The organism is Thioclava sp. F36-7, from assembly GCF_002020075.1.
In the GTDB taxonomy this organism is placed as follows: domain Bacteria; phylum Pseudomonadota; class Alphaproteobacteria; order Rhodobacterales; family Rhodobacteraceae; genus Thioclava; species Thioclava sediminum.
In genome coordinates, this window is the sequence record NZ_MPZR01000016.1 from 1 (window position 1) to 12,845 (window position 12,845).

At 62.2% G+C, this 12,845-nt stretch carries 14 protein-coding genes; 5 read left to right on the plus strand and 9 right to left on the minus strand.

The features are described from left to right. On the plus strand, positions 1–782 hold a 782-nt coding region (locus BMI89_RS19490; protein WP_143593968.1), incomplete at its 5' end, for an RNA-guided endonuclease TnpB family protein. 14 nt (positions 783–796) lie between these two features. Here BMI89_RS19490 and BMI89_RS19495 read toward each other — a convergent pair. Further along, positions 797–1,066 (minus strand): DUF982 domain-containing protein, encoded by a 270-nt coding sequence (locus BMI89_RS19495; RefSeq protein ID WP_078572439.1) that lies wholly within the window; start codon positions 1,064–1,066, stop codon positions 797–799. A 708-nt stretch (positions 1,067–1,774) separates the two neighbouring features. Here BMI89_RS19495 and BMI89_RS19500 point away from each other — a divergent pair. The 3 genes from BMI89_RS19500 (at position 1,775) to BMI89_RS20980 (ending at position 2,486) form a co-directional block, all read left to right on the plus strand. Continuing rightward, on the plus strand, positions 1,775–1,981 hold the full coding sequence (locus tag BMI89_RS19500) for a cold-shock protein (protein WP_078572440.1): 207 nt from the start codon (positions 1,775–1,777) through the stop codon (positions 1,979–1,981). Between the two features lie 56 nt (positions 1,982–2,037). Then, positions 2,038–2,256 (plus strand): hypothetical protein, encoded by a 219-nt coding sequence (locus tag BMI89_RS19505; RefSeq protein WP_078572441.1) that lies wholly within the window; start codon positions 2,038–2,040, stop codon positions 2,254–2,256. 68 nt (positions 2,257–2,324) lie between these two features. Then, positions 2,325–2,486 (plus strand): hypothetical protein, encoded by a 162-nt coding sequence (locus BMI89_RS20980; RefSeq protein WP_165757049.1) that lies wholly within the window; start codon positions 2,325–2,327, stop codon positions 2,484–2,486. Between the two features lie 260 nt (positions 2,487–2,746). Here the strand turns inward: BMI89_RS20980 and BMI89_RS19510 are convergent, their stop codons facing one another. The 8 genes from BMI89_RS19510 to BMI89_RS19545 all read right to left on the minus strand — a co-directional run bounded on the left by BMI89_RS19510 (position 2,747) and on the right by BMI89_RS19545 (position 10,991). After that, positions 2,747–3,100, minus strand: coding sequence for a response regulator (locus BMI89_RS19510; protein WP_078572464.1), 354 nt, complete (start codon positions 3,098–3,100; stop codon positions 2,747–2,749). A gap of 1,012 nt (positions 3,101–4,112) precedes the next feature. After that, positions 4,113–5,525: an amidase family protein gene (locus tag BMI89_RS19515; protein WP_078572442.1), complete on the minus strand. Its 1,413-nt coding sequence runs from the start codon at positions 5,523–5,525 to the stop codon at positions 4,113–4,115. An 85-nt stretch (positions 5,526–5,610) separates the two neighbouring features. Next, positions 5,611–6,381 carry an FCD domain-containing protein gene (locus BMI89_RS19520; RefSeq protein WP_078572443.1) on the minus strand — a complete coding sequence of 257 codons (771 nt, stop codon included), beginning with the start codon at positions 6,379–6,381 and terminating at the stop codon, positions 5,611–5,613. 72 nt (positions 6,382–6,453) lie between these two features. Then, positions 6,454–7,158 (minus strand): ABC transporter ATP-binding protein, encoded by a 705-nt coding sequence (locus BMI89_RS19525; RefSeq protein ID WP_078572444.1) that lies wholly within the window; start codon positions 7,156–7,158, stop codon positions 6,454–6,456. Next, complete coding sequence (locus BMI89_RS19530) at positions 7,155–7,922, minus strand: ABC transporter ATP-binding protein (RefSeq protein WP_078572445.1); 768 nt, start codon at positions 7,920–7,922, stop codon at positions 7,155–7,157. The genes BMI89_RS19525 and BMI89_RS19530 overlap by 4 nt, the downstream gene beginning before the upstream one ends. Further along, positions 7,915–8,886, minus strand: coding sequence for a branched-chain amino acid ABC transporter permease (locus BMI89_RS19535; RefSeq protein WP_078529577.1), 972 nt, complete (start codon positions 8,884–8,886; stop codon positions 7,915–7,917). The genes BMI89_RS19530 and BMI89_RS19535 overlap by 8 nt, the downstream gene beginning before the upstream one ends. A 3-nt stretch (positions 8,887–8,889) precedes the next feature. Further along, on the minus strand, positions 8,890–9,744 hold the full coding sequence (locus BMI89_RS19540; protein ID WP_246832079.1) for a branched-chain amino acid ABC transporter permease: 855 nt from the start codon (positions 9,742–9,744) through the stop codon (positions 8,890–8,892). Positions 9,745–9,836: 92 nt separating this feature from the next. Further along, entirely contained in the window at positions 9,837–10,991 is a 1,155-nt protein-coding gene (locus BMI89_RS19545; protein WP_246832080.1) for an ABC transporter substrate-binding protein, read from the minus strand. Between the two features lie 604 nt (positions 10,992–11,595). On the opposite strand from BMI89_RS19545, the gene BMI89_RS19550 reads away from it, so the two are divergent. Continuing rightward, positions 11,596–12,843 (plus strand): hypothetical protein, encoded by a 1,248-nt coding sequence (locus BMI89_RS19550; RefSeq protein ID WP_078572447.1) that lies wholly within the window; start codon positions 11,596–11,598, stop codon positions 12,841–12,843. Positions 12,844–12,845: the final 2 nt, after the last annotated feature.

The following is a 12,845-nucleotide window of genomic DNA, read 5'->3' on the forward strand; positions in this document are numbered from 1 at the left end:
CAACCTTGAAATCCGTCACCATCTCGCGGGAGGCGGGCCGGTGGTTCGCGGCGATTGCGGTTGAGATCGATCACAGCGTTACACCTCGCCCCGAAGGAGCGGTCATCGGCGTCGATCTCGGCGTTTCGGATCTGGCCACCTTGAGTGACGGCCGCAAGTTCTCCGGTTCAAAATCCCTAGGTCGCAACCTGAAGCGGCTCGCACGACTGCAGAGATCTCATGCGCGAAAACAAAAGGGCGGGAAAAATCGGGCACGGTCTCGTGCCCGGATTGCAAAGCTCCATGCACGCATCCGCAACATCCGCCAGGATGGGTTGCACAAGCTCACGACCAAGCTGTCGCGTGAAGCCAGCACAGTGGTCGTCGAGGACCTCAATGTCCGCGGCATGATGGCGAACCGGCATCTTTCCCGCGCCATTTCCGATATGGGGTTTTTCGAGTTCCGTCGGCAGCTGAGCTACAAGCTCGCACGTCTGGGCGGCACTCTTGTTGCCGCCGACAGGTTCTTTGCATCCAGCAAGACCTGTTCGGCATGTCACACCAAAGCGGAGGTTCTTCCGCTCTCGGTCCGCTCATGGACCTGCGCCAATTGCGGCGCGCAGCACGATCGCGACATCAATGCGGCGATCAACCTCAAGAATTTGGCCGGTAGCGAGGACCTCAAGGTCCGTCCGGTGTCAGCTTGTGGAGTGGAAGGCTCTGGCGGCGGGACTGATCTTGCCGTGAAACCGGCCACGATGAAGCAGGAAAATGGACCTTATCAGAAAGGATCAGGTCCATGAAAGCGGCTAACCGGTCAGGCCGCAAGGGCATGAGCCGCTGGTTCAAATGGCACGAAACCCGCGGTGCCGGCGGCACCGAGGAAGGCGCTGCGCGCATCGCCCACGGAACCCAGGCAGTCCATCGCGGCCTCGATGCGTCCGATCGCATGGTCTTGCGCGGTGTCGGCGACGGGCCACTTCTTGCGAAGCCAGTAATGCACCTGCTCGATAGTGCTAAAGTTCTTGATGTCGCCTTCCGGTGACACGACGAGAGAGATGGGTTTGCCCCAGTAAATTTCGATCAAGGTTCGTATCTTTCCAAGAGATCGTGACGGGACCAGTTTGACCGGTCGCGCGATCACGGAAGCACGATGCGGGCGAGGCCTGCGCCATGCGGTGAATTGGGTCGACGCGCGGTATTGCGCGCGAGATGTCTTTGCGTTCGGATAGCGACCCGTCCGCGTCAACGCGCGCGGCTCACTATCGGGATCGGGCACCTTCGACGTGCGCAGCTCATGGCGAACGCGCAAAGGTGGGAAATGTGCAATCGACCAGAACCCGCACGGCGCGGTTGCTGAGGGGCTGGTCTGCTCGAACGGCGTCACGGCGCTATGGGCCGGGTGAGGCTCCTTTTCCTTATGCCGCCTTCGAAAACGCGCGGCCCGACAAAGCTCAAGATCGTCGCTGAGCCGGAAGGAACAGGGTCCTAAGATATGCGAGTTCACAGATAAGCGATCTGCGCCACAATTGCGAGGAAATTGCAGCGCGCGCCCGCGTTTTCGCACAACAGATTGATTGTGCCCGATATTATCGGCTTTCGTCAGGCGAGGCCGGACAACGCGATGGAGCGCCGCGCATTTCCTTTGCTAAATAAGCCAAATCGGCGTAGGACAAACAAGCTACGTTGTTCCCTTCTGCAACCTGTCTCCCTCCTTGGCTTCAGTCTGCCTTATTGAATTGACTGAGCCGGGCTGTCGCATTCTGCGGACCGCAATATTTGAGGAGACATCACGATGGCCAATGGCACCGTGAAGTGGTTCAACCAGACCAAAGGCTTCGGCTTTATCGAAGCGAAGACGGGTGGACGTGACATTTTCGTCCATATTACGGCCCTTGAGCGCGCGGGCCTCTCGCAGCTCGATGACGGACAGGCCGTCACCTACGAGATCGAAACCGGACGCGACGGGCGTGAGTCCGCCTGCGATCTGGCGCTCGGCTGAACGCAAAGGTTCCATATCCGGCCCGGTGGGCCGGATTTCGCAACCAAGGAGGGCATATGCCCCGTAATTACAATGTGGACGGCTTTTTCCGTGATCTGCCTCGGAAATCCGTGACGGCTCAGGACAAGACGGATGCCGCAGTGCGCCTCATCCGTGACGATGATTCCGCGAAAAGAGCGGAGCTGACCGCGAGTTTGCGCGCGGCGCGTTTGGAACGGAATTCGGACGAAAGTCCTGCGGCACCGTCCCCGCGCGAAAAAAAGCCGCGACGCTGACCGGATATTTCGGTCATCCACAGGAATTTACCGAGTATCTCTCGGGGATTAAAAGGGAGGGCCGAAATATGGCTGTCGAAAAAATGCCTGCGGGCAAGACGTCCCAGACGAGGGACCACGCGCATTCCAAGGGCCATGCTGCTCTTGCTTGGCATCACTTCTTCCGGAGTTTGTCCGAAGAAAAGATATCGGACGAGCGCAGCGCCCTGCCGGGCGGTATTCAGGAATAGTCTTGCCTGAAATTCGGGACCGGAGTTCCTGGCAAGAGGGCTGAGCGATGTGAGGTTTCGCAAAAACTTAGCGACGCGCGCCACACTACTTGTCGGGAGGCAAGGCGGCGGGAGGAAACTCCTGCCGCTTCGCTTTCTTAGCGGATAGGTCATTCGGCTGTCAGAATTCTAATCCGGGAACCGGACACCGCGTCAGCCGGCACGACCTTCACGCTGGGGATGACGTCTTAGGCGCAATCGCGGATATTCAGAGCTTTTCGTCAGGTGACGGTCGCTGCGAGTTCGCCAGGGCTGATCGGTTTTGGCATAAAAGCACTGCGCTTGGGGAGGTCTAGCGTTTCGGGCGCTGAATACCCCGACATGATGATGATCTGGCATGCGGGAAACCTGCGCCGCACCTCATGCGCGAGCCCCACTCCGTTCATTTTGCCGGGCATGTCGATATCGGTAATTAGCAGGTCAATTTCCTGCCACGCGTCTAGTAGGCTGAGTGCAGCATCAGCGGAGCTCGCCTCAAGCACATAATAGCCCAGTTCTTCGAGCCCAAGAACGAGATCCATCCTTATAACGGCCTCGTCTTCGACCACGAGAACTTTGGTCGCATCGTTGCGCATCATATTACCTTGGTGCCTGAGGAGAAGGTGCGCTTTGCCGAGACACAGGGACAATACGCAATTGCGATAGAGCAACTGGCGGTCAGAAGACTTAGACCAACGCTATCGCGCATCTGCGGTTCCCTGGCGAATTTAATATTTATCTATTTTGGCCGCGTGTTCAGTGGGCCATGCCCGCTGGCCGCGCCACATGGCGTCTAGTCATTTCAAACCTCTTGTCCTGTTAGACACAGGCGGCCAAGAAACGTCAGGACAAAGCAGGGGGACTCCTCCCGCAGCTTTGTCTCCAATCGTTATGCGATCCGTTCACGGTGTTGCGGGGAAAGATCGTATCGTATCCCCAAGCGAAGACGAAGATGTAGGCGAGATAGACGCCTGCAAACAACGCTTCCGTCACGAGAATGGTCAGCAGAGAGGTCTTTTCGCCTCACGGTCTGGCGTCAGTTTTCGTAGGTTCGTTCCTGCTCGTTTTCTAGTCTTCCAATCATCCTCCGCCGGACGCGGAGGCACCATTCGTCCGCGGATACGATCTGTATCGTCTTAGGAGGGCTGCGACATGGAAGTAGCAACGGGGTGTTCGCTTTGCTGCAACTAGCGGCACCATTGTTGCAGTTACACCAATGAGGTGGAGCGGGTCGGGGTGTTCGATGACTGACACGCAGTCTCGCGATCCGACCACCGCCGTGTGAAAGGGGAGATCGAGCACCCGAAGCCCATCGGCGCTGCATGTTCGGTAATATTTAGTCAGTCCGCGAAATGGCTGTTATCGAACACCCTGAGGGCAGGGGATGACCTACTCCGATCCGGCGCGCTCAAAGCTCGCCATCGTGCATTCTTGGAAGGCGCGAATCCCGCAGAGGAGCAGGGCCTGCTCGATCGCATTTCCCATTCGATACGTCATCTCGCTCTGCGGGAATGAGCGACGAGCCGGGCGATGAACCCCTCTTGCCGGTCGATATCCCAAAGAGGCTGCCGTCTGGCCCGGCAGCGCAAAGAGCCATCTATCCCGCGGTTAACATAGCGCGATCTCGACCGGGGCGGAGCGCGCCTCGATCTCTGTCGCGGCGTCGAAGAGCACGTCTTCGCGGAACCTCCCTGCCACCATCTGGATGCCGAGCGGCGCGCCTTCGGGCGTGGCCCCAGTTGCCAGCGAAAGCGCCGGCAGCCCGGTGATTGGCAGGCCCACCATCGCGTTCTGTGCGTCCCAGACGCGGCGGAAATCAGCATCGCTCCCCAAGTCGAGATTGTCGGCGAAGGGCAGTTCCGAACTCGGTGGCAGCAGCGCCAGCGGGTAGCGCTCGAGGAAGAGCGCCCATTCCCGCGCGATTTCGGCCCGGCGGATCAGCGCGCGCGGGATCGCATCGGGGGCGAGGGAGCGGATGAACTCGGCCTGGCCTTCCAGCACGCGAAGCGCACCTGGATCACCCTCGGCTTGCGCCGCCGCAAGCTTTCCGGGATAGTCGTGGCCGAGCCAAAGCGTGACCTGCATCCGCGCGGCCTCGGCAATCGGCGGCAGCGCGTCGAGCTCGTCCACGATCCAGCCAGCGGCGCGAAGCTTCTCGGCGGATTGCAAGAGGGTCTGTTCCAGCGCCGGATCGGTCCGCGCGCCATCGGGCCGCAGGCATAGCGCCGCGCGCCGATCCACCGCAGGTCCGTGCAGCGGCGCGGGCACCGACCAGATGTCGCGCGGATCGGGCTTGGCCATCGCGGTGAAAGCGAGTCGCAGATCCCCGACCGAGCGCGCGAGCGGCCCGGAGGTCGCCATCAGCTGTCCGCCGATATCGCGCTCCGCCCCGCTGGAATTATGCGCCGCAATCCGCCCGAAGCTCGGCCGTAACCCATGCACGCCGCAGGCATAGGCCGGGTAGCGGACCGAGCCCGCGATATCCGTGCCATGCGCGATCGCTCCGATCCCGGCCGCAACCGCAGCGCCAGCACCGCCCGACGAGCCGCCCGGCGTCAAATCCTTGCGCCGCGGATTGTAAGTGTGGCCATGCAGCAGGTTGTTGGTGAACCAGCGATAGCTGAAAGCGGGCGTGTTGGAGCGCCCGAGGCTGACCGCCCCCGCGCCCAGCAGGTTCGCAACCACCGGGTTGTCGGTCTTCGCGATAAGATCCTTCTGCGAGGTGAGCCCGTTCGTCGTCGCATAGCCGCGCTGGTCCACGATCACCTTGATCGTCACCGGCACCCCGGCCAGCGGCCCCGGATCCTCGCCGCGCGCGATACGGGCATCGACCGCCTCTGCCGCGGCCAGCGTCTCCTCGGGTCGGCATTCGACGACGGCGTTGATCGCGGGATTCACCGCCTCAAGCCGTGAAAGTCCAGCCTGCGCCACCTCGCGGGCACTGACCTGACGCGACCGCACGAGAGCCGCGATTTGCGTGGCGCCCAGGGACCAGAGAGCGGGTTCGGCGGTGTCGTTCATTTCGGAAACTCCAGTCTTGAAAAATAGGGCATCGGGGCTGTGCCGAAGCGGCAAGCCATGCGGGAATGCAAACTGCGGGGTTCGGTCAGCGCGACAGCATGCGATCCATGTGGAAGGAGGCGTCGAGCTTGCCCATGAAGGAGGCGGCGCAGGCCATATGCTCGCCCATCAGTCGCGCCGCCGCATCGGCATCGCGCGCCCGGAACGCCGCGAGAAGTTGCCGATGCGCATCGACATTGTGCTCGCCGAAATCCTCGTGCTCGGGCATCGCCTCGGAGCGGTAACTGACCAGATCGCGCAGCATCGAATTGAGGAAGCGGCACATGAAGATCAGCATCACGTTGTCCGAGGCCTCGCACAGAATGTCGTGAAATTCGGTCTCGAGCGCGCGCACCCGCTCGCGGTCCTGCGCGGCGTTCGCCGCATCGCAATCCGCGATGTTCTGCTCCAGTCGCGCCAGATGCTCCTCGGTCAGTCGCGGAGTCACGTTGCGCGCCAGAACCACCTCCAGCGTCTCGCGCAGTTCGTAGACCTGCGCGAAATCGAGCTTCTGGAAATGCAGATAGCGGCGCAGTTGCTGGGTTACGATGTCGATCGAGGCCGCCTGCACCTCGGGTCCGCCATTGGGGCCCGAGACCATGCGCAACAGCCCTTCCACCTCCAGCGCTTTGAGCGCCTCGCGGATCGTCCCTTTCGAGCAGCCGTAATATTCCATCAGGCTGCGTTCGTTCGGCAGCCGATCTCCCGGATGCAGTCCCTCGCGCGAGATGCGTCGGCGGATATCCTCGGTGATCTGGTCCGACAGCTTGATCCGCGACAATCGACCGCCGCTGGCTCGGGTTTCGTTCTTGTTCATCCGCTCCCTGACCAACGCTCTGCGCCGCGCGCAAGCGCTTGCTGCGTTGTTCCCTTATGTCCGTGACCCGTTTCAGGCCTTCACTCCAAGATAGCGATCTATCGTCTCGGAATCACTGGCGAACTCTGTCGCACTGGCCTCGTGGACGATCCGGCCCATCTCGAGGATATAGTGACGGTCGGCCAGAGCGCGGCACACGGCGAGGTTCTGCTCGACCAGAAGGATCGGCACGCCCGCGTCGCGGATCAGCCCGATCTGCGAGACGATCTCCTCGACAATGATCGGCGCGAGACCCTCGACCGGCTCGTCGAGCATCAGCACTTTCGGTCCACCCAGCAAGGCGCGCGCGATGGACAGCATCTGCTGCTCACCGCCCGAAAGCTGTCCGCCACCGTTGCGCCGGCGCTCTTCGAGCCGCGGAAAGATCTTGTAGATATCCGCAATGGCCCAGGGCGAGCCGCGTTTGACCGCGATGCACAGGTTTTCCTCGACGCTCAGCAACTGGAAGATACCGCGATCCTCGGGCACCAGCGACACGCCGGCTTTGGCGATCCGATGCGCGGGCTGGCCGGTGACGTCACGCCCGGCCAGCTCTACCCGGCCCGAGCGTGGCGTGACCGCACCCACAGCGGTTTTCAATGTCGTGCTTTTGCCTGCGCCGTTGCGGCCCAGAAGCGTGACGATTTCGCCCTCTCCCAGTTCCAGAGAGACGCCCTGAAGAATGTGGCTCTTGCCGTAATAGCTGTGCAGATCCGTCAGTCGAAGTGCCGCCGTCATGCGATGTCTCCCGTGATCATGTTGCCCAGATAGGCCGCCTTGACCTCTGCATTGTCGCGCACCTCGGCGGGCGGCCCCTCGACGAGTTTGCGGCCGAGGCGCATTACCGTGATCGTGTCCGAGATGTTCATCACGATGCCCATGTTGTGCTCGATGAAAAGCACGGTGTGGTCGCGGCCGAGATCGCGGATCAGGGTCTTCATCCCCTCGATATCGTCGATCCCCATGCCGGAGGTCGGCTCGTCGAGCAGGATCACGCGCGGGCGCGCCGCGATCGCCATGCCGACCTCGAGGCGGCGCTGCTGACCGTGTGACAGCTCCCCCGCCGCGCGGGTCGCGACATGGCTCAGCGAGAGCCGTTCGATCACCGCGTCGGCGGTCTCTAGCACGCTCTTGCTGGCCTCCGCGCTGCGCCACGGGATCAGTGCCTGCCACGGCGTGCGCCCTTGCGCGGCCAGCCGCAGGTTCTCGCGCAAGCTCAGTTCAGGAAAGAGGCTGGTGACCTGGAACGAGCGCGCGATGCCGAGGCGCACCCGGTCATCGTCGGAAGCGCGCGTCACATCACGGCCCTCCAGCTCGATCCGGCCGCTGCTGGCAGCAACCGTGCCGGTGAGCGCGTGGAACATCGTCGTCTTGCCCGCGCCGTTCGGCCCGATGATCGAATGAACGGAGTTCCGCTTCACGCTCAGATCGACGTCGCTTAGCGCATCGAAGGTGCCGTAGCGGACGCCGAGCCCGTGAGTTTGCAGGGCAATATCAGACATCGCCAGCCTCCTTCCGCGTCACCTTGCGGCGTTCGACCAGCGCGTCCCAGCCGCGCTCGACCAGCCCCCAGAGCCCGCGCTGGAAGAACAGCGCGACGGTGACCAACACAAGTCCCAGCAGCAAAAGCCAGCGCGGCCAGATCACTGAGAGCGTATCGGCCAGCAGCAGGTAGAACCCGGCGCCCATGACCGACCCGAAGAGGCTCGTGGAGCCGCCGATGATCGTCATCACGAGGATCATCTCGCTGGTGTGGTAGTTGATGCTCTCGAGCGGTGCGACGCCGATCAGCAGCGCATGCAATGCGCCGCCGAGGGCCGTGATCGCACCCGAGATCGCGAAGGCCTCGATCTTGAAGAGCCGCACCGGGAAGCCGATCGCAGCGGCGCGACCTTCGTTTTCACGGATCGCAAGCAGCGTGCGCCCGAAAGTGGAGCGCGTGACCATCAGCAGCAGCCCGAAGATCACGAGGAAGAACACCGCGACGAAAGTGTAATAGGCCCAAGGCCCGTCGAGCACCTGTCCCATGATCTGCGGGCGGGGCACGCCGAGGAGGCCGTTATCGCCCCCGGTGATGTCGCTGAACGTGTAGGCGAGAAAATAGAACATCTGCGCGAAGGCCAGCGTCAGCATCACGAAATAGACGCCCTGACGACGGATCGTGAACCAGCCGACGACGGTCGCCACCAGCCCGCCCAGCACTACCGCGCCCAGCAGCACGAGCGGGATCGGAACACCCCAGCGCGTTGTCAGAACGCCCGCGACATAGGTGCCGAGCCCGAAGAAGATGCCCTGCCCGAAAGACAGAAGCCCGGTATAGCCCAGCAGTAGGTTACAGGCCGCGACGACCATCGCGTAGATCAGGATCTCGGTCGCGAGGATGCCCGAGCTGAGCACGAATGGCAGGATCAACACGGTCGCCAGCGCGAGGCAGATCTGCACCTTGGCAGTATCGAGGACATGCATCGCTCAGACCCTCCCCAACAGACCGCGTGGGCGGATCGCGATCACCGCCGTCATCGCGATATAGATGAAGAGCTGTGCGCCCTGTGGCCAGATCGTCGTCATCAGGCTCTGGATGATACCGATCAGCAACCCCGCCACCAACGCGCCGGTATAGCTGCCCATGCCGCCGATCACGACGACGACGAAGGCGACCGAGAGCGCCTCGGCGCCCATGAAGGGTTCGACGCCGCGGATCGGCGCGGCGAGCGCTCCGGCAAGGCCGGCCAGCCCGGCGCCGAAGGCGAAAACGGCGGTGTTGATGCGCATCGTGTTGTAGCCGAGAAGCGCCATGTTCGACGCCGACTCAGAGCCCGCGCGCACAATTGCCCCCAGCCGCGTGCCCTCCAGCAGCCACCACAGCCCCGCGGCCATCACCGCCGTCACGATGATCGTGAACAGTCGGTATTGCGGGTAGATGAAGTTGCCCAGCATCACGACGCCGCCCAGCCCGTCAGGCGTGGGGACGGAGCCGCCGATCGGCCCCCAGATGATGATCGCGAGCTCCTGGAAGACCAACGCGATGCCCACCGTCACGAGGATGTGGAACGTGTGCGGCAGCTTGTAGATCCGGTGCAGCAGCAGCGCCTCGATCGCGCCAGCGACGATCGCCACGATCAGTGTCGCCACCGGCAGCGCGATCCAGAAGCTCACGCCCCGCTCGACGAGATCATAGGTCAGATAGGCGCCCAGCAGATAGAAGGCGCCATGGGCGAAATTCACGAATTGCAGCAGGCCGAAGATGATGCTCAGCCCGGCGGCGAGCAGGAAATATAGCATTCCCAGCCCGATGCCGTTGAGGATCTGGAATAGGTAGATCAAGGGCACACGCTCCCAGTAAGGCAGTAGAGGGGATCCGCCGGGAGACGGGGGGAGCTCCCGGCGGATCGGCATGGCTACGGTCTGTCGGCTGGTCAGGCCGGCAAGTTGCAGCCCGCAGCTTCCGGATCGAGGAAGGACTGGCCGGAATTGATGATCTCGGCGTAGTCGTCCTTGTCCTGCATATCCGCCTTCGCCTTGCCCTTCAGGAGGTAGTAGTTCTTGATCACCTGATGATCGGCGGCGCGGATTTCTTCCGGCCCGGTGAGGCCGTCGTATTTCCGACCTTCGAGCGCCTTGGCCACCTTTGCGCCCTCGGTGCTGCCAGCCTCGGCGGCAGCTTCGAGCAGAAGTTTCGAGATGATGTAGGAGCCCGCCAGCGAATAGTTCGGGTTGTAGCCGTATTTCTCCTGCACGGCTTTCACGAGCGCCTTGTTCGCGGGCGTGTCCGCCTGATGCCAATATTGCGCGCCGAAATAGACGCCCTCGCAGGTATCCGCGCCCAGCTCCTCGAACTGCTCGAGGCCCGACGCCCATGCGATGACGATGGTCATACGCTGCTTCATCCCGAAGGAGATTGCCTGACGCAACGTGGCCGAGGATTGCGAGCCGAAGTTCAGCAGCAGCAGAACGTCGGGCTGCGCGGCCATCGCGTTGGTCAGGTAGCCCGAGAATTCCCGTTCGCTCAGCGAATGGTAGCTGTTGCCGACATGCTCGATGCCCTTTTCCTCGAATACGTCCTTGGCGGCGCTCAGGAGCCCTTCGCCGAAGACATATTGCGGGGTGATCGTATACCATTTCTTTGCATCGGGCAGCATGTCGATCAGCGGGCGCACGGTCTCGTTGATCGCGCCATAGGTCGGCACCGACCAGCGGAAGGTCGCGCTGTTGCAGTCCTTGCCGGTGATCTCGTCAGCACCCGCGGTGGTCATGAAGACGCCACCCGCGCGCTCGGCTTCCTTGCCCATCGCCAGCGAGACTGAGGACAGGATGCCGCCGGCGAACAGCTTCGCGCCGTTCTGCTCGGCCGAGTCCTGCACCTTGCGCACGGCGGTCGCGGGCTTGCCCTCGGTGTCGAGATCGAGCGTGTTCACCTCGATACCCTTCTGCGCAGCGACCTCGTCAGCCGCCAGCTTGGCGCCGATCACGGCGTATTTGCCATTGGCCGCGAAGGCGCCCGAGATCGGCACCGGCACGGCGAGCGTGATGGCTTGGCCTTGCGCCAGAACCTGTCCCGACAGCCCGGGCATCGCGAGGGCTCCTGAGGCGAGAGCGGAAGTCGCCAGAAACTTGCGTCTTGTGATCATGGTCTTTCCCTGTCGTGATTTTTTGTATCTCTCATGTTGATCATATCTATACGCATAGATTCAATCACAAACGCGTGAGTAGGCCCGCGATGCGTCAGTCGCAAGTTTTTTCATCAACGCAATAAGGGAATGCGGACGAAAAGACCGAAGCGGAAAGGAGGCCGGTGAAGGCCTGCCTGTCCGAGTGTTCGGTGGTCTAAAGGCTGGCGGCGCGTGACGGCCCGTTACGATAGGCACCCAACGATATTCGTCCCAGCGAGAGCCCGCGCCGAGACAGTCCGGTTCTGGAGGTGAGGTTTCAGTCTCGGTGAAAGTGGCTGAGGGTGAGACCATAACCACGGTGCGAAGGCGATAAAGACGCGCGTTTCCATGCGCCCCTTTTCGGCGCTGCCGCCCCGGCCCGCAATCCAGCCGTTCGAAAAACCTACCTAAAGTCTGTCATATAGCTAGTTTTTGCAGCGCCGTTTTTCGTGTGCGCCGTCCTGCACGTTTTTTCAGGTCGCCCTCTTATCCTCGAGTGAGAGCCACGGAAGGAAAGAGGTGATCCATGAGCTATCAGTTTGTCCATATCGAATGCTATTCGGCGGCCCCACGCAAGGTGAAGGGAGCGCCCGAGCAGGTGAATACGGCCGAGCAGGTCTTTGGCGAGGCGATGCGTGTGCCGCGCTATTCGGGCCATGTCGCCGAGCCGAAGGCTCCCACCAAGCTTGACGGGACGACGACGCTCGAAGAGCTCGAAGCGCTCTGGACCGAGAAGGTGGAGACGATCCGTGAGACCGTGAAAAGTGCGAAAGGCACGAGCTATCAGCGTCGGCTGCGCCGCGATGCGGCGACGCTTTACACAGAAATTCACTCGCACCCCCTGTCGGTGGAGACCTTCAAGAGCGATCGAAAGCGCTATCAACCAGAGATTCTCAGTTGGGCGGAGCGGGTGCTCACGCATTTCGAAGCGCGCATGCCCAAGGGAATTCAATGGGTGGCAGTGCTGCATGTCGACGAGGCGCAGGTCCACCTCCACATCCTCGCGCTCAATGTCGAAGACCCGAAACTCGATGCGAACAAGCTGCATGCGGGCAAGCGCGCAGCCGCGGAGGTTCGCGCCTCCTGCGAGACCCCTTCGGCCATTTGCTCTCTCCCGCGCCCCATCCCCAAGCCGCTTCCGCCGAAACCGCGGAAGCGGGCTCTTGGCAAACGACCGGAGACCACCGCGCGCAACAAGGCACATAATGCCGCGCGTCTTGAGGCGTGGCGCACGGACTGTCGCGCGGCGCGGGCTGAAAATGCGAAGGTGCTCGCGTCGTGGAAAGAAGAGAACCGTGCCCATCTGAAAGTGGCTCGAAAACTGCGCGGTGAGGTTCCGGAAATGGCCGCCTACCGTGCGGCCATGCGTCAGTTCCAGGACGACTATTACGCGGCGGTCGGAGCGCCCTGCGGGTTGCTGCGCGACGGGCCGCGAAAAGCGCGGCTAACGACGAAACAACATGCCGCGCGCAAGGCGATTGCGGCACAGATGCAGGGGGCGTCCGCGGAGCTCGACCGAAGAGCACTGGATTTTGCGCAAAAGCAGGCCGCTCTGCGCGATGTCATCGCGGCGCTTGCCGAGGGTCGTGCCGAAATCTCGGGTGGCGATATCGTGATGCAGGACATGCCTGCGTTTCTCAAGGAACTCGGTGAGAATAGGGAGGACTGGATGATCCAAGCTGTTCTCGATCTTATCGTGCGGGCTGGAGAGGTCGGGGTTGGTGCGATGCAGCCGGCGCGCGTGGAAGAGATCAAAGGGCCGGGGATGGGGTAGAT

Coding starts and splice junctions, on each gene's coding strand:
- BMI89_RS19510 (WP_078572464.1), bottom strand. CDS start 3,100: ATGCGCAACGATGCGACCAAAGTTCTCGTGGTCGAAGACGAGGCCGTT.
- BMI89_RS19525 (WP_078572444.1), bottom strand. CDS start 7,158: ATGACGGCGGCACTTCGACTGACGGATCTGCACAGCTATTACGGCAAG.
- BMI89_RS19535 (WP_078529577.1), bottom strand. CDS start 8,886: ATGCATGTCCTCGATACTGCCAAGGTGCAGATCTGCCTCGCGCTGGCG.
- BMI89_RS19505 (WP_078572441.1), top strand. CDS start 2,038: ATGCCCCGTAATTACAATGTGGACGGCTTTTTCCGTGATCTGCCTCGG.
- BMI89_RS19550 (WP_078572447.1), top strand. CDS start 11,596: ATGAGCTATCAGTTTGTCCATATCGAATGCTATTCGGCGGCCCCACGC.
- BMI89_RS19530 (WP_078572445.1), bottom strand. CDS start 7,922: ATGTCTGATATTGCCCTGCAAACTCACGGGCTCGGCGTCCGCTACGGC.
- BMI89_RS19520 (WP_078572443.1), bottom strand. CDS start 6,381: ATGAACAAGAACGAAACCCGAGCCAGCGGCGGTCGATTGTCGCGGATC.
- BMI89_RS19515 (WP_078572442.1), bottom strand. CDS start 5,525: ATGAACGACACCGCCGAACCCGCTCTCTGGTCCCTGGGCGCCACGCAA.
- BMI89_RS19545 (WP_246832080.1), bottom strand. CDS start 10,991: ATGCCCGGGCTGTCGGGACAGGTTCTGGCGCAAGGCCAAGCCATCACG.
- BMI89_RS20980 (WP_165757049.1), top strand. CDS start 2,325: ATGGCTGTCGAAAAAATGCCTGCGGGCAAGACGTCCCAGACGAGGGAC.
- BMI89_RS19500 (WP_078572440.1), top strand. CDS start 1,775: ATGGCCAATGGCACCGTGAAGTGGTTCAACCAGACCAAAGGCTTCGGC.